The organism is Pseudomonas syringae, assembly GCF_021606685.1.
GTDB lineage: Bacteria > Pseudomonadota > Gammaproteobacteria > Pseudomonadales > Pseudomonadaceae > Aquipseudomonas > Aquipseudomonas syringae_R.
This window is the reverse complement of record NZ_WKCB01000001.1, coordinates 1-26203: the sequence shown is the minus strand read 5'-3', so window position 1 is coordinate 26203 and position 26203 is coordinate 1. Positions and strand designations below refer to the sequence as shown.

At 63.6% G+C, this 26203-nt stretch carries 9 protein-coding genes and 1 pseudogene; 5 read left to right on the top strand and 5 right to left on the bottom strand.

The features are described 5' to 3' along the window. Window positions 1-3: 3 nt before the first annotated feature. Window positions 4-11022: a non-ribosomal peptide synthase/polyketide synthase gene (locus GIW02_RS00045; RefSeq protein WP_236421746.1), complete on the top strand. Its 11019-nt coding sequence runs from the start codon at window positions 4-6 to the stop codon at window positions 11020-11022. Beyond that, window positions 11022-15146, top strand: a complete 4125-nt coding sequence (locus tag GIW02_RS00040) for a thioesterase domain-containing protein (RefSeq protein ID WP_236415249.1) — start codon at window positions 11022-11024, stop codon at window positions 15144-15146. Before GIW02_RS00045 ends, GIW02_RS00040 begins: the two co-directional genes overlap by 1 nt. 121 nt (window positions 15147-15267) lie before the next feature. Here the strand turns inward: GIW02_RS00040 and GIW02_RS00035 are convergent, their stop codons facing one another. Both GIW02_RS00035 and GIW02_RS00030 read right to left on the bottom strand, forming a co-directional pair. Next, complete coding sequence (locus GIW02_RS00035; protein WP_456362081.1) at window positions 15268-17655, bottom strand: TonB-dependent siderophore receptor; 2388 nt, start codon at window positions 17653-17655, stop codon at window positions 15268-15270. A 156-nt stretch (window positions 17656-17811) separates the two neighbouring features. After that, complete coding sequence (locus GIW02_RS00030) at window positions 17812-19464, bottom strand: cyclic peptide export ABC transporter (protein WP_236415253.1); 1653 nt, start codon at window positions 19462-19464, stop codon at window positions 17812-17814. A 201-nt stretch (window positions 19465-19665) separates the two neighbouring features. Between GIW02_RS00030 and GIW02_RS00025 the strand changes: the two genes are divergently transcribed. Together GIW02_RS00025 and GIW02_RS27090 are read left to right on the top strand one after the other, a co-directional pair. Further along, on the top strand, window positions 19666-20493 hold the full coding sequence (locus tag GIW02_RS00025) for a N(5)-hydroxyornithine transformylase PvdF (RefSeq protein ID WP_236415255.1): 828 nt from the start codon (window positions 19666-19668) through the stop codon (window positions 20491-20493). Window positions 20494-20680: 187 nt separating this feature from the next. After that, window positions 20681-20752, top strand: a pseudogene (locus GIW02_RS27090) (hypothetical protein); the annotation flags it as partial. Window positions 20753-20887: 135 nt separating this feature from the next. On the opposite strand, the gene pvdO reads toward GIW02_RS27090, so the two are convergent. The 3 genes from pvdO to pvdM are packed head-to-tail and all read right to left on the bottom strand — an operon-like array spanning window position 20888 to window position 24432. Then, a complete protein-coding gene (gene pvdO, locus GIW02_RS00020; RefSeq protein ID WP_236415257.1) occupies window positions 20888-21760 on the bottom strand; it encodes a dihydropyoverdine dehydrogenase in 873 nt (290 codons plus the stop codon). A gap of 33 nt (window positions 21761-21793) precedes the next feature. Beyond that, complete coding sequence (pvdN, locus tag GIW02_RS00015; RefSeq protein ID WP_236415259.1) at window positions 21794-23065, bottom strand: pyoverdine-tailoring periplasmic protein PvdN; 1272 nt, start codon at window positions 23063-23065, stop codon at window positions 21794-21796. Between the two features lie 17 nt (window positions 23066-23082). After that, entirely contained in the window at window positions 23083-24432 is a 1350-nt protein-coding gene (pvdM, locus tag GIW02_RS00010) for a pyoverdine-tailoring dipeptidase-like protein PvdM (protein WP_236415261.1), read from the bottom strand. A 142-nt stretch (window positions 24433-24574) separates the two neighbouring features. On the opposite strand from pvdM, the gene pvdP reads away from it, so the two are divergent. Next, window positions 24575-26200: a pyoverdine maturation tyrosinase PvdP gene (pvdP, locus tag GIW02_RS00005; protein ID WP_236415264.1), complete on the top strand. Its 1626-nt coding sequence runs from the start codon at window positions 24575-24577 to the stop codon at window positions 26198-26200. Window positions 26201-26203: the final 3 nt, after the last annotated feature.

Genomic DNA, 26203 nt, shown 5'->3' with positions numbered 1-26203 from the left:
ACCATGCTTTCCAACCCTAATATTGATCTGGTGTCGCGCTTTCTTCGCCTGCCTCTTGAACAACGCCAGCAGTTTTACCAACGCCTGCAAAGCCGGGGCATGAGCTTTGCCCAATTGCCGATCGTCGCGGTCCGCGAGGCCGGCCAGGCCCTGCCGCTGTCCTACGCCCAGGAGCGTCAGTGGTTTCTCTGGCAACTGGACCCGGACAGCGCCGCCTATCACATCCCGGGCGTTCTGCGCCTCGCCGGCCGCCTGGACAAAAGCGCCTTGCAACGCAGTTTCGACAGCCTGCTCGCACGCCATGAAAGCCTGCGCACACGCCTGAACCTGGAGGGCGAGAACCGCTCCCAGGTGGTGCTGGAAGAGGCGCAGATCGAACTGCTTGAAAGCACAGTGGACGAAGCGCAGTTGCAGGCCCGCGTGCAGGCTGAAATCGCGCGGCCATTCGATCTGCTCCACGGACCGTTGTTGCGCCTGAACTTGCTGCGCCTGAGCGAAGAGGAGCATGTGTTGGTGCTGGTGCAGCACCATATCGTCTCGGACGGCTGGTCAATGGGGGTCATGGTCCAGGAGCTGATGCAGTTCTACGCCGCTTTCAGCCAAGGCCAGGCCTGCGAGTTGGCGCCGTTGTCGATTCAGTACCCAGACTATGCCCTGTGGCAGCGCAGCTGGATGGAAGCCGGCGAGAAAGCGCGTCAGCTCGGCTACTGGTGCGAGCAACTGGGCGGCACGCAACCGGTATTGGAGTTGCCGCTGGATCACCCGCGCCCGGCGCGACAAAGCTACCGTGGCGCGCGCCATGACGTGGCGCTGGAGCCGGCGCTCGTCGCGAGCCTCAAAGCCCTGGCGCAACGTGAAGGCGTCACCGTGTTCATGCTGTTGCTGGCGGCGTTCCAGACCCTGCTGTATCGCTACAGCGGCCAGTCCGATATCCGCGTTGGCGTGCCGAACGCCAACCGCAACCGTGCCGAAACCGAAGGCCTGATCGGTTTCTTCGTCAATACCCAAGTGCTCAAGGCCGACATTGACGGCCAGATGACCTTCAGCCAGTTGCTGGCCCAGGTCAAACAGCGCGCCCTCGAGGCCCAGAGTCACCAGGACCTGCCGTTCGAACAGCTGGTGGAGGCGCTGCAACCTGAACGCAGCATGAGCCATAACCCACTGTTCCAAGTGATGTTCAACCACCAGACCCAAACGCGCAGCTCGGCTGGCGCGCAGCAGTTGCCGGGCCTCACCGTGCAACCGCTGACGAGCGAAGAGCACAGCACGCAGTTCGATTTGAGCCTGGACACCGAAGAAACCGAGCAAGGCCTCTGGGCCTCGTGGACCTATGCCACCGACCTGTTTGATGCCTCCACGGTGGAGCGCATGGCGCAGCATTGGCAAACGCTGTTGCGTGCACTCGAAGGTTCTGCGCAGCTGCGTCTCGAACACATCACCATGCTGGCCGAGCACGAGCAGCATCAACTGCTGGGCAGCTGGAACCACAGCAGCGCAGCGTTTGACACCGCAAGCAGCGTGCACGAGCAGTTTGAAGCCCAGGCGCAGCAACGGCCCGACGCCATCGCGCTGTGCCTAGACGACCAGTCGCTCAGCTACGCCGACCTCAATCATCAGGCTAACCGCCTGGCCCACTACCTGATCGGCCAGGGCGTCGGCCCCGAGGTGATGGTCGGCGTTGCGGTGGAGCGGTCGTTCGCCATGGTCGTCAGCCTGCTGGCGATTCTCAAGGCCGGTGGCGCGTATGTGCCGCTCGACCCGCAGTACCCGCGTGAGCGCCTGCTGCACATGCTGCAAGACAGCGGGGTGCGGCTGGTGCTGTGCCAATCCACGCAGCCATTGGCGTTGCCGGCCGAGGTTGCACGCTTGGATATCGACGCTGCGCAAGCCGCGCTGCTGGCCTGTGCGCAAAGCAACCCAGGCGTGGCGGTCGACCCGCAGAACCTTGCCTATGTGATCTACACCTCCGGTTCCACTGGCAAGCCCAAGGGCGTGGCGATCAATCACGCGGCACTGACCGAGTTTTCCGGGATCGCCGCTGGCTACTCACGCCTGACGCCGGAGGATCGAGTGCTGCAATTTGCGACCCTCAACTTCGACGGTTTTGTCGAGCAGCTCTACCCGGCATTGACCCACGGCGCCACGGTGGTCTTGCGCGGCGCCGAGTTATGGGACAGCGGGCGGTTGTACGCCGAAATCATCCGCCAGGGCATTACCCTGGCCGACTTGCCGACGGCCTATTGGAATCTGTTCCTGCTCGATTGCCTGGCCGCCGGGCCACGTTCCTACGGCGCGCTGCGCCAAGTGCATATCGGCGGCGAAGCGATGCCGCTGGAAGGTCCGGCGCAGTGGTTGAAAGCCGGCCTCGGTCACGTGCGGTTGCTCAACACCTACGGCCCGACCGAAGCCACCGTGGTCTCGAGCGTACTGGACTGCACGGCAGGCGAGGATGTCATCGGCGCCACCGCCAGCCCGATTGGCCGCTCGCTGCCAGGCCGTGCCCTCTACGTGCTGGATCGCGACCTCAACCTGGCGCCCTTGGGCGCGGTGGGTGAGCTGTATATCGGCAGCCAATGTGGCCTGGCCCGCGCCTACCTGAACCGCCCGTTGCTTAGCGCTGAACGCTTCGTGCCGGACCCCTTTGGCGCGACCGGCGAGCGCCTGTACCGTACGGGCGACCTCGCGCGTTATCGCGCGGATGGCGTTATCGAATACGTCGGCCGAGTGGACCATCAGGTAAAAATCCGTGGGTTTCGCATCGAGCTGGGTGAAATCGAAGCGCTGTTGCTGGCCCAGCATGGTGTGCGCGAAGCCGTGGTCGTGGCGGCCGATAACCAGCTGGTCGCCTACCTGGTGGCCGAGCCGCAAGACGCCGACGCGCTCAAGGGCGTGCTGCGCGAGCAACTGCCGGACTACATGGTGCCGGCGCAGCTGATGTTCCTGGCGCGTATGCCGCTCAACCCCAACGGCAAGCTCGACCGTCAGGCGCTGCCAAAGCCCGATGCCAGCCAGTCGCAGCAGGCATTCGTCGCACCGGTGACTGAACTCGAGCAGCAGGTTGCGGCCGTGTGGGCGAAGATTCTGGGGGCCGAGCGAGTAGGCTTGACCGACCATTTCTTCGAGATGGGCGGGCACTCGTTGCTGGCGATGCAGGTCATCTCGCAACTGCGTCAGCTGTTGGGCCGCGACGTGCCGCTGCGCAGCCTGTTCGAGCAGCCACGCCTGCAAGGGTTTGTCGCCAGCGTGGTGGATGATGAGCCAAACGCAGCGCCGTCGGCACCGCCGATGCTGGCGGTAGGGCGTGATCAGCCGTTGCGGTTGTCGTATGCCCAGGAGCGCCAATGGTTCCTCTGGCAACTGGACCCCGACAGCGCCGCTTACCATATCCCCAGCGCCTTGCGCCTGCGCGGGCACCTGGATATCGACGCCTTGCAGCGCAGCTTCGACACCCTGGTGGCGCGTCACGAAAGCTTGCGCACGTCTGTGCAGCAGGAGGACGCGGGCGCAGTGCAGATTATTCACGCGCCGGCCCCAGTGCCTATCCTGTTTGCCGAGGTGGCCGAGGCCGATCTGCAGGCGCGGGTCGAAGCTGAAATCGCCCGGCTATTCGATCTGCAGCAAGGCCCGCTGCTGCGCGTGAGCCTGCTGCGCCTGGCGGCGGATGAGCACGTGCTGGTGCTGGTGCAGCACCATATCGTCTCCGATGGCTGGTCGATGCAGGTGATGGTCGACGAGCTGGTGCAGCTCTATGCTGCCTACAGCCAAGGCCAGGCCCCGCAATTGCCGAGCATGCCGATCCAGTACGTCGACTATGCCCTGTGGCAGCGCGACTGGATGAAGGCGGGGGAAAAGGCGCGGCAACTCAATTACTGGCGCGACCTGCTGGGCGGTGAGCAACCGGTACTCGAGCTGCCGTTTGATCACCAGCGCCCGGCCCAGCAAAGCCATCGCGGTGCGCGTCTGGAGGTGCTGTTGCCGGCGTCGCTGACGGCTGGCCTCAAAGCACTGGCGCAGGCCGAGGGCGTGACGATGTTCATGCTGCTGCTGGCGTCGTTCCAGGCCCTGTTGCACCGCTACAGCGGCCAGCAAGACGTACGCGTCGGGGTGCCGATTGCCAACCGCAATCGAGTCGAGACCGAACGTCTGATCGGCTTTTTCGTCAACACCCAGGTGCTCAAGGCCGATATCGACGGCCACACCAGGGTCAGCGAGCTGCTGGCGCAGGTCAAGCAGCGCGCCCTGCAAGCCCAGGCCCATCAGGACCTGCCGTTCGAGCAACTGGTAGAGGCGCTGCAGCCCGAGCGTAGCCTGAGCCTCAACCCGCTGTTCCAGGTGATGTTCAACTTCCAGGCCGACGGGCCCGCTGCCGACGCGCCGACGCTTGCGCAGCTGCAAATCGAAAACATGAGCTGGGCCGCGCGCACCGCGCACTTCGACCTTGACCTGGACGCGCACGACAGCCGCGAAGGGCTCTGGGCCTCCCTGGGTTACAGCACCGATCTGTTTGAAGCGCCGACCATTGAGCGCATGACGCGCCATTGGCAAAACCTGTTGCAGGCGATGGTTGCCGATCGGCAGCAGAGCATTGGCCAGCTGAACCTGCTGGACGCCGACGAGCAACAGCACATCCTTGAGCTGTGGAATCAAACCGACGCTGGCTTCAGCGCCCAGCGCCTGGTGCACGAACGGGTGGCCGACCGCGCGCAGGAAAACCCGCAGGCGGTGGCGGTTAAATTCGATGCCCAGACCCTGACCTACGGCGAGTTGGACCGCCAGGCCAATCGCCTGGCCCATGCCTTGATCGCGCGTGGCATCGGCCCCGAAGTGCGTGTGGCCATCGCCATGCCACGCAGTGCCGAAAGCCTGGTGGCGTTCCTTGCGGTGCTCAAGGCGGGCGGCGTCTACGTGCCGCTGGACATTGAATACCCACGTGATCGCCTGCTGTACATGATGCAGGACAGCCGCGCGCAACTGCTGCTGACCCATACCCACGCGTTGCAACAACTGCCGATCCCGGAAGGCATGCAGATGCTGGCCATCGACCGCATCGAGGAATGGGCGGATCACAGCGATACCGCGCCGCATATCGAACTGCACGGCGACAACCTCGCCTACGTGATCTACACCTCCGGCTCCACCGGCATGCCCAAGGGCGTCGCGGTGTCCCATGGGCCTTTGGTGGCGCACATCATCGCCACCGGCGAACGCTACGAGACGTCCCCGAGCGACTGCGAGTTGCACTTCATGTCATTCGCCTTCGACGGCTCCCACGAAGGCTGGATGCACCCGCTGATCAACGGCGCCAGCGTGCTGATCCGCGACGACAGCCTGTGGCTGCCCGAGTACACCTACGCGCAGATGCATCGCCACAACGTGACGATGGCGGTGTTCCCGCCGGTGTACCTGCAGCAGTTGGCCGAGCATGCCGAGCGCGACGGTAACCCGCCGGCGGTGCGCGTGTACTGCTTTGGTGGCGACGCGGTTGCGCAAGCCAGCTATGACCTGGCCTGGCGCGCGCTGAAACCGACCTACCTGTTCAACGGTTATGGCCCGACCGAAACCGTGGTCACGCCACTGCTGTGGAAGGCCCGCCGTGGCGACCCTTGCGGCGCCGTCTACGCCCCCATCGGCACCTTGCTGGGCAACCGCAGCGGCTATGTGCTGGATGCGCAGCTGAACCTGCAACCGATTGGCGTGGCCGGTGAGTTGTACCTGGGCGGCGAGGGCGTAGCGCGGGGTTACCTGGAGCGCCCGGCACTGACCGCCGAGCGCTTCGTGCCGGACCCGTTCGGCAAGCCTGGCAGCCGCGTGTATCGCAGCGGCGACCTGACCCGTGGCCGTGCGGATGGCGTGGTGGACTACCTCGGTCGTGTCGACCACCAAGTGAAGATCCGCGGTTTCCGCATCGAGCTGGGTGAAATCGAAGCGCGCCTGCGCGAGCAGGACAGCGTCGGCGAAACCGTGGTGGTCGCGCAGGACGGCCCGAGTGGCAAGCAACTGGTCGCCTATGTGGTGCCGGCGTCCACTCAGATCAACGACGTCGAGTTCCGTGAAGCCTTGCGCCGCGCCCTCAAGGCCCGCCTGCCGGACTACATGGTGCCCGCGCACTTCATGTTCCTGGCGCAGATGCCGCTGACCCCCAACGGCAAGCTTGATCGCAAGGGCCTGCCGCAGCCGGATGCGAGCCTCATGCAGCAAACCTACGTGGCGCCGCAGAGCGAGCTGGAGCAGAAGATCGCAGGCCTGTGGGCCGATGTGCTGCGCTTGCCACGTGTGGGCTTGAACGACAACTTCTTTGAGCTGGGCGGCGACTCGATCATCTCGATCCAGGTGGTCAGCCGTGCACGCCAGGCGGGTATTCGCTTCACGCCCAAGGATCTGTTCCAGCACCAGACGGTGCAGAGCCTGGCCGCGGTCGCGCAAACCGGTGGGGAAGGGCTGGTCATCGATCAGGGCCTGGTCAGCGGCGAAGCCCTGCTGTTGCCGATTCACCAGTATTTTTTCCAGGAGGACATTGCCGAGCGGCACCACTGGAACCAATCCGTCGTACTGCGTCCCGGCGTTCGTCTGGACGGCGCTACACTGAGCGCCGCCTTGCTGGCGTTGATCGAGCATCACGACGCCTTGCGCTTGAGCTTCAGCCAGCCCTCGGGCGGCTGGCAGGCGCAGTATCGCGGGGTTGAAGCCCACGCCGATCTGCTCTGGGAGCGTTCTCTGGAGACGATCGAAGCGCTTGAACCGCTTGGCCTGCAAGCACAGCGCAGCCTGGACCTGGCGGACGGGCCGCTGCTGCGTGCGGTGCTGGTCGAATTGGCGGACGGCTCTCAACGTTTGTTGCTGGTGATCCATCACCTGGTCGTTGACGGCGTGTCCTGGCGGATTCTGTTGGAAGACCTGCAAACCGCCTACACCCAGCTTGAGCGCGGTCAGCCGCTTGTATTACCGGCCAAGACCAGCTCGACCCAGGCCTGGGCGAAGCGCTTGCAGGCCCACGCACAGAGCCCGGCCTTGCAGGAAGAACTGCGCTTCTGGCAGGCGCAGTTGCAAGGTGCCGATGCCGATTTGCCGTGTGATAACCCTGAAGGCGGGTTGCACAATTCGTTGGCCATTTCGGTGAACACCCACCTTGATCAGGCCTTTACCCGTCGTCTGCTGCAGGAGGCACCGGCGGCCTATCGCACACAGATCAACGACCTGCTGCTGACCGCCTTGTCCCGCGTGATTACGCGCTGGACCGGCGCTGACTCGCTGCTGGTCAAGCTGGAAGGCCATGGTCGCGAAGACCTGTTCGACGAGGTGGACCTGACCCGCACGGTCGGCTGGTTCACCAGCATGTACCCGCTGGCGTTGACGCCGGCAGTGAGCCTGGCGGATTCGATCAAGGGCATCAAGGAGCAGTTGCGCGCGGTGCCGGACAAGGGCATCGGTTTCGGCGCCCTGCGTTACTTGGGCGATGAGCACGCGCAACAGGTATTGGGTGGGCTGGCGCAACCGCGGATCACCTTCAATTACCTGGGCCAGTTCGACGGCACCTTCGAGGAAGACGCCGCGGCGGCCTTCTTTACCCCGACGGGCGAGGAGGCCGGGCCTGAGCAAAGCGCACAGGCGTTGTTGGGTAACTGGCTGGAGATCAACGGCCAAGTGTTTGGCGGTGAGCTGACCCTGAGCTGGAGCTTCAGCCGCGAGATGTTCAGCGAGGCCACGGTGCAGCGTCTGGCGGACGCGTATGCGCAGGAACTCAAGCAACTGATCGAGCATTGCTGTGTGTCGCCCCATCAGGGGGTAACGCCGTCGGACTTCCCATTGGCCGCGCTCAACCAGGCCCAATTGGACCAGTTCGCGCTGGCCGCCGTGGAGGATGTCTACCCGTTGGCGCCCCTGCAGCAAGGCATGCTGTTTCACGCCCTGTATGAGCCGCAGGCGGGGGATTACGTGAACCAGATGCGCGTGGATGTGGAAGGCCTGGACGTTCCGCGATTCCGCGATGCCTGGCAGGCAGCCCTGGATAACCACGACATTCTGCGCACCGGTTTCATCCTGCATGGCAGCCTCGAGCACCCGCTGCAAGTGGTGCATCGCCATGCCCAGTTGCCGTTCATTGAAACCGAGTGCCTTGAGGGCGAAGGGTTTGCGCAGCGGCTGGACCGTCTGGCCGACTCGCAACGCCTACAGGGTTTTGATCTGGAGCAGCCGCCGCTGATCCGTATCGCGCTGGTCCACACCGGCCCACAGCGTTGCCATCTGATCTACACCAGCCACCATATTCTGATGGACGGCTGGAGCAGCTCCCAATTGCTCGGCGAAGTACTCGAGCGTTACGCCGGCCATGCGCCGCAGGCCCAGGTTTCGCGCTACCGGGACTTTATCGCCTGGTTGCAAGCCCAGGACAAAACCCTGCGTGATGCGTTCTGGACCAAACAGCTGGCCACGCTGGAAGAGCCGACACGCTTGTTCCAGGCGCTGCCGCGCAACAAGGATCAGGATGCAGCGGGCTTGGGTGAGTACGCGCTGGAGTTGGATGCCGCGCAAATGGCCAGGCTCAAGGCGTTTGCCCAGTCCCAGAAAATCACCCTCAACACCCTGGTGCAATCCGCCTGGTTACTGCTGTTGCAACGCTACACCGGGCAGGACACCGTGGCGTTCGGCGCCACGGTATCGGGGCGTCCCGCCGAGCTGCGGGGTGTGGAGCAGCAAGTCGGGTTGTTCATCAATACCTTGCCGGTGGTGGCCTCGCCTCGGCCGGACATGCCGGTGGCGCACTGGCTGCAGCAGATCCAGCAACAGAACGTGGCGCTGCGCGAGCACGAGCACACGCCGTTGTTCGAGCTGCAGCGCCTGGCTGGGCTGGGCGGTGACGCCTTGTTCGACACCATTCTGGTGTTCGAGAACTACCCGGTATCAGAGGTGCTGGAGCAGGGCGCCCCACTGGGCGTGCGCTTCGGCCCTGTGCACAGCCGTGAGCAGACGCACTACCCGTTGTCGATTGCTGTCGGCGTCGGTGAAACCCTGAGCCTGCATTACACCTATGACCTCGGTGCGGTGGATGCGCCGACGGTGATGCGCCTCAGCCAGCACTTGCTGCACCTGCTGACGGAGCTGGTGGCCAAGCCGCAGGCCGTGCTGGGGCAATTGACGCTCTTGACCGCACCCGAGCAACTGGCGCTGATGGCGCAGGGCAATGGCGTGGTCAGTTCGGGCCCTGGCGGGCTTGTGCAGCAGCAGTTCGAACAACAGGTGCGCCGCACACCACAGGCAACCGCAGTGATCTTTGGCGAACACCAATGGAGCTACGCGGCCTTGAACCAGCGAGCTAACCGCCTGGCGCACGGCTTGATACAGCAAGGCGTTGGCCCGGACTCGCTGGTGGGCATCGCGTTGGAACGCTCCTTCGACATGCTGGCCGCGCTGCTCGCCATTCTCAAGGCCGGCGGCGCGTATGTCCCGCTCGACGCGGACTACCCGCAGGAGCGCCTGGCCTACATGCTCAAGGACAGTGGCGTGCAATGGCTGCTGACCCAGTCGGACCTGAACCTGCCGCTGGCCGAGGGTGTGCAGTGCCTGAGCCTGGAGGGTGATCAAGCCTGGTTGAATGGCGTCGACGAGACTGATCCGCAGGTGGCCGTGAGCGGCCAGAACCTGATGTATGTGATTTACACCTCAGGTACCACGGGCAACCCCAAAGGCGTAGGGGTGACGCATGCAGCGCTGGCGCAACGCCTGGCGTGGATGCAGGACACCTACCGCTTGCAGGCCGACGATGTGCTGCTGCAAAAGGCCCCGATGAGTTTTGACGTGTCGGTGTGGGAGTGCTTCTGGCCCTTGATCAGCGGCAGCCGCCTGGTCATCGCTGCGCCGGGAGAACACCGCGACCCGGTGCGCCTGATGGAGTTGATCCAGGCGCACGGCGTGACCACGCTGCACTTCGTCCCCTCGTTGCTGCAATTGTTCATGGACACCCTGGGCGTTGCCCAGTGCAGCAGCGTGCGCAGGTTGTTCTCCGGCGGCGAAGCCTTGACCGCCGAGTTGCGCGACCAGATCCTGCGGATCCTCCCCGGCGTGGTGCTGCACAACCGTTACGGGCCGACGGAAACGACGATCAATGCGACCTGGTGGCCGTGCTCCCTGGAAGACGGTGCGCGTTCGCCGATCGGTCGGCCGTTGGGCAATGTGATCTGCCGGGTGTTGGACGGCGATCTGAACCCGGTACCGGCGGGCATTGCCGGTGAGCTGTGCGTGGGCGGTGAAGGCCTGGCGCGCGGTTATCTGGGGCGTCCCGGGTTGTCGGCCGAGCGCTTTGTCGCAGACCCGTTCGGCGGCGCCGGCGCGCGTTTGTACCGCACCGGCGACCGTGTGCGTTGGGCGGATGACGGCGCGCTGGAGTACCTGGGGCGCCTCGATCAACAGATCAAGATTCGCGGCTTCCGCGTGGAGCTGGAGGAAATCTGCGCGTTGTTGCTGCTCCAGGCCGAGGTGGCCCAGGCGCAGGTGATTCTGCGCCAGGGCAGCGGCGGCGGCCAGTTGGTCGGCTACTACGTGGCCCAGCCGTCGGCACCGGACGAGGTCGAGCATGGCCAGGCACTGCGCGCTGCGTTGCAGGCGCAACTGCCGGACTACATGGTGCCCAAGCACTTCGTACGGCTGTCGCACATGCCGTTGAGCCCGAGTGGCAAGTTGGATCGCAAGGCATTGCCGGAGCCGGGCGATCAGCTCTCGCACGGTGAATACGTGGCGCCTCACAGCGACCTCGAGCAGCAGCTGGCGGCCATCTGGGCCGACGTGCTGGACGTCGAACGCGTGGGCTTGAATGACAACTTCTTCGAGCTGGGCGGCCATTCGCTGTTGGTGATCAATGTGATGTCGCGCATTCAGTTGGAACTGGGCGTGAAGATCAGCGTGCATGAGCTGTTCCAGCATGCCCAGCTCAAGCAACTGGCCGACCATCTGCAAGGGCAGGGCAGCGGTGTGAGCTCAGAGAAACTGTCGTTCCTGGATTCGCTCCTCGACGAAATGGAGGAGGTGTAATGGACAGCCAGATGGCCCGCAAAATCATGAAGCGCTTTATCGGACTGCCGCTCGAACAGCGCAAAGTCTATCTGCAGCGGATGCTGCAGGAGGGCGTTTCGCCGGCGAACCTGCCGATCCCCGAGGTGCGGCTTGAGGCCACGGCCCTGCCGTTGTCGTATGCCCAGGAACGTCAGTGGTTTCTCTGGCAGCTCGACCCGCACAGCGCCGCTTATCATATTCCCAGCGCCCTGCGCCTCAAGGGCCACCTGGATGTCGCAGCGCTGCAGGCGAGCTTCGAGCACCTGATCGCGCGGCACGAGAGCTTGCGCACGCGCTTGCGGCGGGTCGGCGAGGGCACGCAGCAGGAGATACTGCCCGCCTACCCGGTGGTGCTGGCGCCGCAGCCCCTTGCTGAAAGCCAGCTGCAAGCCCGCGTCGAACAGGAGATTGCGCAGCCCTTCAACCTGGAGCAAGGCCCGCTGCTGCGCATCAGCCTGTTGCGCCTGGCAGAGCAGGACCACGTGCTGGTGCTGGTGCAGCACCACATCATCTCTGACGGCGCTTCGATGCAAGTCCTGGTGGAGGAAGTGGTGCAGGCCTATACCGCCTTCAGCCAGGGCCGTGAGCTGGAGTTGCCGGCCTTGCCGATCCAGTACGCGGACTACGCCCTGTGGCAACGCAGCTGGATGGAGGCTGGTGAAAGAGAGCGCCAATTGGCCTACTGGCGCGACCTGCTCGGCGGTGACCAACCGGTGCTGGAACTGCCGCTGGACCGGCCGCGCCCCGCTGTACAGAGCTTTCGCGGCGCATCCCTCGACCTGACGCTGGATAGCCACCTGGCTGCGGGCATCAAGGCGCTGGCCCAGCGCGAGGGGGCGACCAGTTTCATGCTGCTGTTGGCGTCCTTCCAGGCTCTGTTGTATCGCTACAGCGGCCAGCAGGACATCCGCGTCGGTGTGCCGACGGCCAACCGCAACCGCGTGGAGACGCAGCGGCTGATCGGCTTTTTCGTCAATACCCAGGTGCTCAAGGCCGATGTGGATGCGCACACCAGTGGCTTGAGTCTGTTGCGCCAGGCGCGCCAACGGGTACTCGAGGCCCAGGCGCACCAGGACCTGCCCTTCGAACAGTTGGTTGAAGCGCTTCGCCCTGAGCGCAGCTTGAGTTACAGCCCGTTGTTCCAGGTGATGTTCAACCATCAGAACCGCGGTGCCGGTAACGCCGCCGCCGCACCGCAAGCCGCGAGCCTGGTGCTGGAGGGGTTGGACTGGGAAAGCCGAACGGCACAGTTCGACCTCAGCTTGAATGTGTCTGAGGATGCGTCGGGCATTACCGCGTCATTTGGCTACGCGACCGATCTGTTCGAGGCGAGCACCATCGAGCGCATGGCGCGGCACTGGCAGCGCCTGTTGGGCGCACTGCTTGCGACCCCTGAAGCCTCGATCGACGCGCTGGTGCTGCTGGATGCCCAGGAGCGTGGGCAGATCGTCGACCAATGGAATGCCACGGCTACCGACTACCCCCTTGAGCAGGCCGTGCACCATGCCTTCGAAGCGCACGCGCAGCGCACTCCGCACCAGCCCGCCTTGGCGTTCGGCGCAGCGTCATTGACCTACGCGGCCCTGAACCGCCGCGCCAACCGCCTGGCCCACGCGCTGATCGCACAGGGCGTCGGCCCGGACCGATTGGTGGGCGTGGCGATGGAGCGTTCGGTGGAAATGGTCGTGGCCCTGCTGGCCGTGCTCAAGGCCGGGGGCGCCTATGTGCCCGTGGACCCGGATTACCCCCAGGAGCGCCAGGCCTACATGCTGGAGGACAGTGCGGTCAACCTGCTGTTGAGCCAGTCGCACTTGAACCTGCCGTCCGCCGATCACGTAGTGCGCATTGATCTGGACCGCGATGAATCCTGGCTGCAGGCCTACAGCGAGGCGAACCCCGACGTCGCCCTCAGTGGGGAAAACCTGGCCTATGTGATCTATACGTCTGGCTCGACCGGCAAGCCCAAAGGCGCGGGCAACAGCCACGCGGCCTTGACCAACCGCCTGTGCTGGATGCAACAGGCCTATGCCTTGGGTGCCAGTGATACGGTGCTGCAGAAGACCCCCTTCAGCTTTGATGTGTCGGTGTGGGAGTTTTTCTGGCCGCTGCTCAGCGGTGCGCGCCTGGTGATGGCGGCGCCCGGCGATCACCGTGATCCGGCGAAGCTGGTCGCGCTGATCACGCGTGAAAGTGTCACGACGTTGCACTTTGTGCCCTCGATGCTGCAGGCCTTCCTGCAAGACCGCGAGGTGGGGCGTTGCGCCAGTGTGCGGCAGATCATCTGCAGCGGCGAAGCATTGCCCGTGGACGCGCAATACCAAGTGTTTGCCAAACTGCCACAGGCGGCGTTGTACAACCTCTACGGCCCTACGGAAGCGGCCATCGACGTGACCCATTGGACCTGCGTCGACGAAGGCAAGGATGCCGTGCCCATCGGCAAACCTATCGCCAACCTGGCGTGCCATATCCTCGACGATCACCTGGAGCCGGTGCCCATCGGCGTGTTGGGCGAGCTGTACCTGGCGGGCAAGGGCTTGGCGCGCGGCTATCACCGTCGGCCGCTGCTGACGGCCGAGCGTTTTGTCGCCAGCCCGTTCGCGGCCGGGGAGCGGATGTACCGCACCGGCGACCTGGCGCGCTATCGGGCGGATGGGGTGATCGAGTACGGCGGGCGTATCGACCATCAAGTCAAGCTGCGTGGCCTGCGCATCGAGCTGGGTGAAATCGAGGCGCGCCTGCTCGAACATCAACAGGTACGCGAAGCGGCGGTTCTGGCGCTGGATGGCACCCAGCTGGTCGGGTATGTGGTGCTCGATGACGCGGGGCCGCAGTGGCGTGAAAGCCTCGCCGCGCATCTGGCGATTCACCTGCCGGCCTTTATGGTGCCTGCCCAGTGGGTGGCGCTGGAGCGCATGCCGTTGAGCCCCAACGGCAAGCTGGAGCGCAAGGCACTGCCGCGCCCGGATGCCGCCACCCGGCAGCGCGACTTTGCACCGCCGCAGACCGCGCTGGAACAGCAGGTTGCACAGGTCTGGCAGCAGGTGCTCGGCGTCGAGCAGGTCGGCCTTGACGATAACTTCTTCGAGCTGGGCGGGCATTCGTTGCTGCTGCTGGTGGTGAAAGAGCGCCTGGCGGCTCAATGCGGGCTCGCGCTCACGGTCAACCAATTGATGACGCGCCCAACCGTCAGGGCGCTGGCGGGCGACACGCCGGGTGAACAACGGCATCCGCTGATCGTCGATCTGAATGGTCGCCAGGGCGGTTCGTCGCTGTTCCTGTTTCACCCAAGTTTCGGTTCGGCGCATTGCTACAAGGCCATTGCGATGGCGCTGCGCATGGACATGCCGGTACGCGGTGTCATCTGCCGCGCACTGGTCGACCCGCTGAGCGAGGTGCCGACGTGGGACGCCATGGTTGAAGACTATGCGCGGCAGATCCAGGCGGCGCAGCCTGAGGGGCCGTATTACCTGGGTGGCTGGTCGCTGGGGGGCAACCTGGCGTTGCAGGTTGCTGCGTATTTGGAGGCGCGCGGCGCCGAGGTCGCGTTCGTGGGCTGCATCGACGCGCCGCCACCGCTGCGCGTCAAGGCGTTCTGGGATCGAGACAAACCGGCTGCCGGCTTGCCGGCCGCAGGCGAAACGCTTGTGGACCGGCGCGTTGAGCTGCTGACGGTGATGTTCCCCGATGCGGCGCAGGCGATTACCCATGCCTGGCAGGACATTCAACACTCCGCCGTCGCGGCGGATCAACACTGGCCGGCGCTATGTGAATGGGCCGATTCGGCCCTGGGCGAAACCTTTGCCAGCCTGCGCGACGAGTTGCAACAGGGTGGCGAGCTGGAGGTGTCGTGGGCGTTGAAACTCACGCTGGATGAGCGTTTGAAGGACGCCGACTATGTGCGCATTGACGCGCCGGTGAGCTGTTGGTGGGCAGCGCAAAGCAAGCCTGAGACGGTTCGCCAGGTGATTCGCACGGCGCTGGAAGAGGGCATTGGACATGGGGTCGAGGCATCGGTGGTGATCGACACGACCCACGATCGAATCGTCGACAACCCTGAGTTCGTCGCCTCGTTCGTCTGCGCACTGCAGGGGGCCAGACGCTAGCCTGGCGAGCGTTTTAACCTTGAACACCGGCCTTGCGCCGGTGTTTTTTGTCGCGTGCAGCCCGTGTTATGCGCGCTCAAACAAAACCCCCGCCGGAGGGCGGGGGGCTGTGTTGGCCGGGTCAGAAGTCCACGCGTGTGGTCAGCATGACGTTGCGCGGGTCACCGTAGTAGCCGGTGTTGAAGAAGCCGATGTTGGTGAGGTAGTACTTGTCGAATACGTTGTTGACGTTAAGGGTCGCGGAGACATGGTCGGTGAACTGGTATTTGGCCATGGCGTCGACCACCCAGTAGGCTTCCTGGTGAATGTCTTCGGATTGGAATTTCCCGCTGTTGTAGACCGTGCGCCAGGTTTTGCCCTGCCAGCGCGCACCGCCGCCGAGGGTCAAGCGGTCCAGCGGCCCGCTGAGCTTGTACGAGGTGAAGAAGCTGACCTGGTCCTCGGGTTCCAGGGTCGAGGCTTTATCGCCATGCTCGTCGCGGATGACCTTGTGGGTATATCCGGCCTGGGCTTGCCAGCCGGGTGCCAGCTCGCCGGACAACTCGGCCTCGAAGCCCTTGGTCTTGGCTTTGATGCCCTTGGACGCTTCGGTGAGCATCGCCGGGTTGGTCGGGTTGGCGTTGTACTCCGCGTCGGATTCCGCACGGTTGGATTCATGCACTTCGAAGTAGGCCAGGCTGGTGTTCAGCCCACCGTTGAAGAACTCGCCCTTTACGCCCAGTTCGTAGTTCTTGCCTTCATCCGGTTCGAGCACCTTGTTGTTACGGTCGCGGGCTGTCTGCGGGTAGAAGATTTCGGTGTAGTTGGCGTAGGCGGTGAAGTTTTCGTTGAGGTCGTACGTGACACCGACGTAGGGAATCAACTTTCCGGTTTCGGTGGTGTTGCTGTCGCCCGTCAGCCAATAGTTGGCCACGCGGCTACCGAGAAAGAGGTTCAAGTCATCCGTGAGGTTGAAGCGTGCGGTCGCGTAGCCTGCAGTTTGCCGCGTGGTTTCATCGAACTCGCTGGTGACGTTGCCCCAGTCCGGCTCCGGGAAATTGCCGTCGAAGTTCCAGAAGTCGACGATACGGCCATTGGCGTGGATCGGCGCTTCCCAGTTCTTGCCTTGCCAGTGGGAGTTCGACGCCGAGGCGCCGACCACCAGCTCGTGTTCGCGGCCGCCCAGGCTGAACGGGCCGCTGGCGTAGATATCACCGGAATCGGCGCGGGTATCGCCCTTGAGTTTGTTCGCGTAGACCGTCGACAAGCCGGTCGCCGGGAATGGGCCGAGCTGGATGGCGCCGAGTGGGGCGTCATACCCACTGAATTGGTGGGTGTATTGGCCCTTGACCACCCAGCCGTTGGCCAGCTGGTGCTCCAGCGTGGCGAAGGCGCTTTGGGTGAATTGCTCCCAACTGCTCCACTTGGCGCCGTTGTTGAACGAGCGTTTTACGCTGATGCGGTTGCCGTTGCGGTCAAACAACGGACGGCTACCTGCCCAGCCCGAGCCGGACGGGTCGCTGTTCTGGTAATCGAAACCTACGGTCAGCAGGGTATCGTCGCTGAGGTCGGCTTCCAGCGTGCCGAAATACACGTTGGTCTTGCGCTCGTAACGGTCGATGAACGAGTGCTGGTCCTGGTACGCGACGACCGCGCGACCGCGTACGTTGCCGCTGTCCGTCAGCGGGCCGCTGACATCCAGTTGCGAGCGGTAGTTATCCCAGCTGCCGGCCCCCACCTCAAGGCTGGCCTTGAAGTCCTTGGTGGGTTTTTTGCGGATCAGGTTGAGCGTCGCCCCAGGGGCGCCGGCGCCTGCCAGCAAGCCGTTGGCACCTTTGAGCACCTCTACGCGGTCATAGATCGCCATGTTCGTGAGCGTCTGGCCCGACGAATACGCGGCGTTACGCAGGGTAGGGATGCCGTCGTACTGGAAGTTCTCGATGGAGAACCCGCGCGCGAAGTATTCGGTCCGCTCGCTGTCGAGCCTCGACACGGTGATGCCAGGCGTGTGGCGCATCACATCATCGATGGAGGTGAGCGCAAAATCGTCCATGTGCTGGCGCGTGATGACACTGATCGACTGCGGCGTTTCACGCGGCGTCAGCACCATCCGCGTGGCGGTGGCGATGGTGCCCGGGGTATAGGAGCCCGAACCCTCGGTCACGGTGCCCAGTTGGTTGGCGGTCACCGACGTGGCCCCCAGCTCCAGCGCGGCGGAACCGCCCCCGGTGAGGGTGACGGTATTGCCTTGCAGGCTGTAGTTGATGCCTGTGCCCGCGAGCAGGGACGTGATGGCCTGGGTCGGTTCCAGCTTGCCCTTGACCGCAGTGCTGTTTTTGCCTTGCACATCGGCAGGGCTGTAGAGCACCTGCAGGTTGGTTTGCCGGCCAAATTCCTGCAACGCCGTCCCCAATGGCTGTGCAGGAATATTGATCTCGATCTCCTGGGCCTGTACGTAACCGGCGACGGGCAGCGAAACCGCCAGGGCCAGCGCGCAGGGCGTCCAGTTGACGTACAGGGCCCGGCGCATGAATAGCGCTTTGCTCAGCGGGCTGAGACCGAGTCTTACTGGCATGGATACGTTCTCTTCTAGGTTTTCAGGTAGGCAGTCTATAGGTGTTTTTTGAGTTTGGTTCTCATTAACACTAGTGAGACGTTGCTACTTGGAAAAACCGGAAAAGAAAATTCAAGCAGGTTCCATTTCGTGCACGACCTTGCCCGCGCGCAAGCGCACCAACTGGTCGGCGATGTCGAAATAACGGTCGTCGTGGCTGATCACGATGATGGTCTTGCCCAGGCGCTTGAGGTCCGGCAGCAGCTCGGTGTAGAAAATGCGGCGGAAGGCCGGGTCCTGGTCGGCAGCCCATTCGTCGAACACCAGTACCGGGCGTTCTTCCAGCCAGGCGTTGACCAGCGCGAGACGTTTGCGCTGCCCGGTGGACAGGTCGGTGGTGCTGAAGGAGCCATCCTTGATCGTGACTTTGTGCGCGATTTCCAGGCGCTGCAGGTACTGCGCGGCGCTGTCCATCGATTGCTGCCCGCCGCCCTGAACCAGGTCGTCGAACAGGTAGTAGTCAGCGAACACCGTGGTGAACAACTGGCGATAATCGTCGCGGGTAGGCGCGATCACGGCCTCGCCATTCAGGTGGATTTCACCCGATTGCGGTTGATACAGCCCCAGCAGCAGCTTGATCAGCGTGGTTTTGCCGCAGCCGTTCTCGCCCACGATAAAGACGATATCGCCTTGCTTGATGCTCAGGTTGATAGGGCCCAGGTGGAACGGCGCGCTGCCTTCCACCGGCGGTGGGCTGTAGCTCACGCCACGCAGTTCGAGGCTGTGCACCATCGGTTTCGGGGCTTCGCTGTCTTCCAGCAGCAAGTGCGGCTCGGGTGACGAAAAACGCTCGGACAGCTCGGCGATACGCGAGAACGCGATTTGCGCACGGCTGACGATCGGCAGCGCCGTCACGACGTGCTCCAGGGGGCCCTTCATGTACAGCAACACCAGCACAAAACCGGTAATCACGGCCGGGTCGGGGTTGGGGTTATAGGCCTGGAACGCCAGCGCGAGGCCGATGACCACAAAGAACAGCATGGAGCCGAACGTCTTGGCGACGATGAAAATGTTCACCGAACGTACCTGGATGTCGCTGATGCGATCAGCCGTCGCCTGGATGCGATGGGTGTTCATCCGGTAGCGACGCGGACGGTGCATGCGCAGCTCCTTGGCGCCGGAGGCAATCGCGCTGTAGTAACGCTGCAGTTCGTCTTCCTGGTCGCGGGCGGCTTCGAAGCCCTTGATCCCGGCCGAGCGCGCGACGTATTGCACGGACGTGCCGATCACAATCGCCACGACCATCATCAAGAACATCGGCACCGACAGGTACGCCAGGTAGCCCAGGCAGCCCAGCGTGACCGTCGAGGCAATGGCCAGCGGCGTGAAGGAAAAGGAAAAATCACTGATGGTGTCGACGTCGTGCGTCAGCACCGGGATCAGCTTGTGGGTGCGGTAGCGCTCGATCTGCTCGATGGGCGCCGACAGCACTTTCTCACCCAGCTCCTTGCGCAGCGCGGCAATGATGCGTTGGCCGACGAAATTGGTGCCGATGTCCGACACGATCGAGCTGACCAGCGCCAGCAGACACAAGGCTGCGAAGGTCAGGATCACACCCTGGGTCATGCCGGTGGAAGAGTGCAGGGCTTTATTGATGGTCGCCAGCAGGAACGTGATGGCCAGGCCGCCGGCCATGCCCAGGGCGACGGAGATCGTCATGATGGTGCGAAAGGGCCTGAGCAATGCGAGCAGACCTTTGAAGGCGCCGCGCTTGGGGTCGGTCATAAATATTTCCCGGAAAAGTGAATGAGAGGGGGCTGGGCACACAGACCCTTACCCATGACAAACGAAGAATTGGCGCGACTATTTAGCTCGGTGTGCTCGGCGGCAGCGGCGGCGGATAAATTGCACGGCGTCTGGTTCGTTCTTGTGGTGTAGGCGCACGCGTATTGGCGCGTGCCTGATCTATCCAGCGAGAGCGAAACAATGACGAAAAAGAATCTGGTGTACGTGTGGTCCCTGCGCAATGCCGCCGCCGACAAGGCCGGGCAGCCGGTGGCCTACAAGGACCACGAGCGCTACATGATGTCGGTGCTGGAATCTCTGGTGGGGGCGCTCAACGACACGCCATTGGGCGAGGCCTACAACTTGGTGGGCGTGGTGTATGACGACGACGAACAGAACCCACGGGACCAACAGCTGGTGGCCGACTACGGCTTTGCCTACCAGCCGGGCCGCCAGTGGCTGTACCCGGCGGACCTGCGGGTGCAGGGGCGCCTGGTCAACGATTTGCTGATGAGCGTGCCGTCCACCTACCGCCGCCTGCCAAGGGGCAGCGCGGAACATATCGCCGGCAAACAGGATTTCGAGCGCCGCCTGCATGACACGCTGGTGGAATTGAAGGCCGATATCGTGGTGTTGGATGGCCTGCTGGTGATCCTCGATGAGCTGGTGCGCCCCGGCGCGCCGTTTGCCCGGCGGATCATGAACATCCACCCAGGCATTACGCGCATCGAATCGCCTTACGAGCGTCGCGGGGCGTACGCCACCTGGAACGCCTTGTACGGTGCGCGCGGGCAAACGGTGGTGGACTGGGCGACCAAGGCCACCACGCCGTCCGAGCCGCTGTACCTCACCGGTGCGTCGTTCCACTACGTGGACAACGGCATCGATTCCGGTGAAGTGTTCCATGACGTGCTCAAGACCGAGATCTCCCCGCAAGACACCATCCTCGAGCTGCGCTGGAACAACTTCAACAACAGCCTGTTCCCGGCATTGCATGAAGGCTTGGCGCTGTTGGCTCAGAAGGGCTGAACCCAGTCTTCCAGATGTGTGGGATTCAAATGTGGGAGGGGCTTGCTCCCGATGAAGGTGTGTCAGTTAGTAAATTTGTAACTGACCCACCGCCATCGGGAGCAAGCCCCCTCCCACAGTGGGTATTCGGTGTGTCAGGGGTCGCGTACTACCCTGAAACCGATCCAGTTGCGGGGGGTACGCCACCTGGAACAACTTCAACAACAGCCTATTCCCGGCATTGCATGAAGGCTTGGCGCTGTTGGCTCAGAAGGGCTGAACCGAGTCTTCCTGATGTGTGGGATTCAAATGTGGGAGGGGGCTTGCTCCCCATGAGGGTGGGTCAGTTAGTAAATTTGTACCTGACCCACCGCCATAGGGAGCAAGCCCCCTCCCACATTGGATATTCGGTGTTTCAGAGGTCGCGCACTACCCTGAAACCGATCCAGTCGCCACGCGTCTGCGGGTAGATGGTGTTGCGGTTGCCTGAGCGCGAGAACACCGGCGCTTCACCCCAATCGTTGCCGCGAATCATGTAGCCCTTGCAGTTCGGCTCGGTCCACGCACTGCCGTCGGTGGGCGCGCCGATGTAGTTGGGGTGCTCGCAGTCGGCAACCCGCTCGTAGACGTTGCCATGCATGTCATACATGCCAAACGCATTCGGCGGGTAGCTGCCCACCGGCGAGGAGTAGCTGTAGCCGTCCGCCGGGCCGTAGGTGTTGGCGTGCTCGGCGATGCTGTAGCCCTTGCCTGCGTCGAACGGGAAGGGGAAAGGCCCGGTGGAGCCTGCGCGCGCGGCGTATTCACGCTGGGCTTCGCTGACCATGTGGTACTGCTGGCCGGTCTTTTTCGACAGCCAGGCCACGTATTGCTTGATGTCGTCCATGTCCATGCACACTGCCGGCTGGCGCGGGCCCTGGGGGTAGCGTGGTTTGCTGGCGATGCATTCGCGGCCGGGGCGAGTGTCGCCGTCGGCGATTTTTACCCCGGTCTGGCGGACGTAGCTGTCCCATTCACCGGCGGTGATGTGGAAGCGGCTCATGGCGAAGGGCTTGGCGAACGTCACGTCGTGCATCGGGCCTTCGTCCGGCTCGCGGCCGACTTCATCGTCCGGCGTGCCCATGGTGAACGTGCCGGCGGGCAGTACCACCATTTCCGGGCAGTCCTTGCAGTCCTTGAAAACCTTGCCAGGTTGCGGCGCGGCGGCCTGCGCCAGGTTGGGCAGCAGGGCGCCGCACAGGGCGCTCAGGGCCAGGGCCGTGAGGGGTTTGAGTCGGGATGGATTCATGTGGGCATCTCGTTCAAAGGAAAAAAGGGCGGGTCACAACCGCTGGCTCAGCAGGGTCATGAAGCGCTGGATCTCATCGGTGCTGTTCAGCAGGCCGGGAGCGGTGCGGATCACCGGGCCGACATCGCGCTCTACCGCATCGATCACCACACGATTTTTCAGCATGTAGGCCGCCACCGCATCGCTCTCCTGGCCCTTGACCCTGAAGAAGGTAAAGCCAGCCGACAGGTCGGGGCTGCGCGGGGTCACCAGTTCGATTTGCGGGTGCTCGAGCAACTGGTCTTTGAGTTCGGTATTGAGCGCGTGAATGCGTGCCTGTACCTGCGCCTTGCCCAGTTGCAGGTGCAGCTTGAACGCCTCATCCGCGGCCCAGCGATGCTCGAAGGCGTGGTAGCCGCCGGGGGTCATGATGGTGGCGAAGTCCTTGTCTTCGGAGAAGGTCGGCACCATTGGTGTGACGTAGTTGTTTTTAGCATCGCGGGCGCAGACCAGACCGGTGCCGCGTGGGCCGAACATCCACTTGTGGGTGCCAGCGATAAAGAAGTCGCAGTGCATGTCAGGGAAACCCAGGTTTTCCACCCCGAACCCGTGCACGCCATCCACCACATACAGCATGCGGTCCTGGTCGTCGCGGTTGCGGTTGTGCTCGTCCACCAGTTGGCCGATTGCGCCGACAGGCAGCTTCACGCCGCTGCCGGACTGTACCCAGGTCATGCCGAGCACGCGGGTGTTAGGGCGGATGGCGCGTTGCAGAGTGCCCAGCACCTCATCGGCAGACACCCGGCTGGGGCTGTCGAACAGCTTGATTCGACGCACCTGGGTGCCTTGCTTTTGCACGCGAAAATCCAGCACGTTCTGGGTGGCGTAATGCTCGTGGACGGTGGTGAGAATCTCCTGGTCGGGCCGCACCTTGATGCCGCCATAGATCATCGCCAGCCCTTCGGAGGTGCTGCCGGTAAGGGCGATCTGCGGGGGTGTGGCGTTCAGGTAGCGCGCGGCCCATTCGCGCACCTGGCCTTCGCGCTTCCAGGTTTCCTGCAGGTCCCAGTCCATGGCCAGGCCCGGGTTACGGTCGATCTGCGCGCGGTAACGCTCAATCGCTTCGCGCACCGGCCTGGGGTGTGAGGCCACCAGGAAGTTGGAAAAATGCAGGTAATCCGGGTCCTGGTTGAACAGCTGCTTGAACCCCGTCCATGGGTCGTCTGTTGCGTTGGCGGCCATCGCCTGGGGGAGCAGGGCGGTGCCCAGCGGCAGGCTGGCGGCAAATACCCCGGCCTGCTTGAGGAAAGTACGGCGGTCGGTCATGGACTTGTTCTAGGTAGTTAGCGGTTAGCCAAGGGTTTGGCGGATTTTTGTACCTGGTCCCACACCCGCAGGAAGTTGCCCCCCCACAGTTTGGCGATATCGGCTTCGGAATAGCCGCGCTGGATCAGTTCGGCGGTGACGTTGCGCACTTCGCCCACGTTGTTCCAGCCCTCGATGCCGCCGCCATCGTTGAAGTCCGAAGACAGGCCGACGTGGTCGATGCCGATCTTGCGCACGGTGTAGTCGATGGCGTCGCCGAGGTCCTTGAGCGTGGCCTTGGGTTCTTCTTCGAGGATGCCGTACAGCGCGCTGGCGTACTGGCCGAATTTTTGCTCGGGCCAGGCGGCAATGATCGCGTCGCCCGGCATCAACGCCATGGCCAGGTTGGGCAGGGGCGGCAGGTCGAAGCGCGCGCGCAGTTTATTGAGCTTGTCCTGGGTCGGCTGGCTCAGTGGCCGCAGGTAGGCAGAGAAGCCCACGATCTGCACCACGCCGCCGCTGTTCTTGATCAGTTGCAGTTCCTTGTCGCTGAGATTGCGCGGGATATCCACCGCTGCGCGCGGCGCCGAGTGCGATGCCACCATGGGCGTGCGGCTCAGTTGCGCGACCTGCTCCAGGGCTTTGGTCGACATCTGCGACACGTCGATGATCACGCCCAGGTCGTTGAGCCGGTGCACGGCTTGCTTGCCGATGTCCGACAGGCCGTCAAGTGCGTCCACCGAGTCATTGAAGAACGGCAGTGGGCGCGATGAGTCCGACCAGGCGTTGTTGCCCACGTAGCTGAAACCGAACATGCGCATGCCGCGTGCGGCCCACAGGTCCAGCTGGTTCAGGTCGTTGCCCAGCGGGTAGGCGTTGAGCATGCTGATGAAGATCGCGAACTTGCCTTCGCCGTGCAGGCGTCGGAAATCGTCCGGGGTGTAGGCAATGGCAACCTGGTTGGGAAAGTCGCGGACCATGGCGCTGATGATCTTGTAGCGCACTTCCTGTTCATGCCGGGCCGCCTCGACAAACCCTTCGGTGGGTTTGTGCGGCGCGTTGGGGCCGTTCCAGATTTCCGGCCAGCCGAAAATGGTCAGGGCCGCGCCCGACAGGCGCCCCCGGGCAGCCTTGGCCAGGTCGAACTGGCCACTGCCGTCCTTGTCGGCCTCGTTGCCGGCGGTGCCGAAATCTACCGGTACGGTGATATGGCTGTCGAACGACAGCAGGCGGTCCTGCATTTCATTGGCCTGCTTGATCACCTTGAGCGGGTAACCGGCATTGCCCTTGAACCAGTGATCCCAGACCAGGAAACCGGCCCCGGCACCGATGGCCAATGCCAGTGGCAAGCCGATGTACAGCGCCTTTTTCGAACGTGGTTTTGTCATTGCCATCTCAGTCAGTTGAGGCCTTCGCTATCAGGGAAGAACGAGCGGTGGGCGGGGAAATTTAGGCGGCGCGGGTTGCACGGTAAATTTCCCCGGCGTGCAAACGTTCTAGCTCTGATAAAGCCGTTTCCTAAGGTAGACAATGACCATCTCTCGACGCGGGTTCATCGCAGGCCTGGCGCTTACCGGTGCCGCTGTGCCGGCGGCCTTTTATGCCCATCGCGAGTTGACGCGCGAAGAAGAATTCCCGATTACCCCCGGTGAAGCCACGGTGGACCTGGCCGACACGGCTGGCCAGCAGCTGGCGAATACCTTGCGCGGGGTCTGGAGCCTGCGTCTGGAAGGTCGCGACGCGGGCCTCAAGGGCCTGCCGCTGCAAGGGCTGGAGCTGCTGCTCGACATCGCCCCGCGTGGCCGTGGCCTGCGCGGCTACCTGGACACCGCGCAAAACCTGCGTGCCGAGGGCGAACCGCGTTACCGCGTGCTTGGCGACCTGCTGACGGGCGAGAGTGCCGTGCTCTATTGGCGGCTGATCGACCGCGACTCGGCCGACGGCACGCCCGCCTATGAGTTTAAGATGACCCTCGATCAGGTCTGGGCCGATTTCGCCAACGCCGGCAGCAGCACCCTCACCGGGCAGATCCTCGACCTGGACCGGCCGCTGGCGCTGACCGAGCGCGACAGCCGCTTTATCGCCCACAAACACTGGTTTCCCGAGGCCCGCCAACGCATCGGCCTCAACCCGACCCTGCTGGCCTGGTTGATCGCGCCCGAGCACCGTCTGTTTCACCAGCTGTGGCACGCCACCCGTGACCAGTGGCATAAACTCTCCGAAGAAAAACGCGACGCCTTGCGCGGCATCGGCTGGCAGCCCGGCCCTCGCGGTAAGGAGCGCGACGCCCGCGGCAAACACAAGGACCGCAACGGCTCGGGCATCGACTTCTTCTTTATGCACCGGCACATGCTCGGCACGGCGCGTGCCCTGCAGGACTTGCCCTCGTGGCCAGAATTCCCTGCGCCGCAGCCGCCCCTGGAGCGTGACCGCCTGGGGTTCCTGCGGTATTTCGACAACCACGACGGCTTTGCCTTGCCGCCCACCTGGACGGCGCCGGATGACAGCGACTACACGCAATGGGTCAGCGACATCAAGGCGGCCGAGACGTATCACAGCAATTTCCAGGTCTGGGAATCCCAATACCGCGACCCGCGTTACCTGGCCAGGTTGAGCCTGGGCCAGTTGGGGTCAGAGATGGAGCTGGGGCTGCATGACTGGTTGCACATGCGCTGGGCCTCGGTGCCGCGCGACCCTTCCAACGGCGCCCCGGTGCCGATGGCCCGCGACCCGGCGGACTTTGCGCCACGCTGGTATGTGGCGGAAAACGACTTTCTTGGTGATCCGTTTTCATCCCATGTGAACCCGGTGTTCTGGCATTTTCATGGGTGGATCGATGACCGTATTGAAGACTGGTTTCGTGCGCATGAGCGGTTCCATCCGGGTGAGGTGAGCAGGCTCGAGGTCAATGGGATTGCGTGGTTTGCGCCGGGGCGTTGGGTTGAGGTGGGGGACCCGTGGTTGGGGCCGGATACGCATGGGTGCAGTACCACGCCTGGGGTGCAGATGGGGAAGTCGATGGAGATGGATCCGGAGACGATGAAACTTGCGTTGCGGATTACGTTTGGGGCTGAGGGGGATGGGTTGGAGGGGTTGTTTAGGCGGGTGCCTAGGCGGCCTTGGTATGCGCGGCATTTGAGGGTTGGGAAGGGGTAGTTT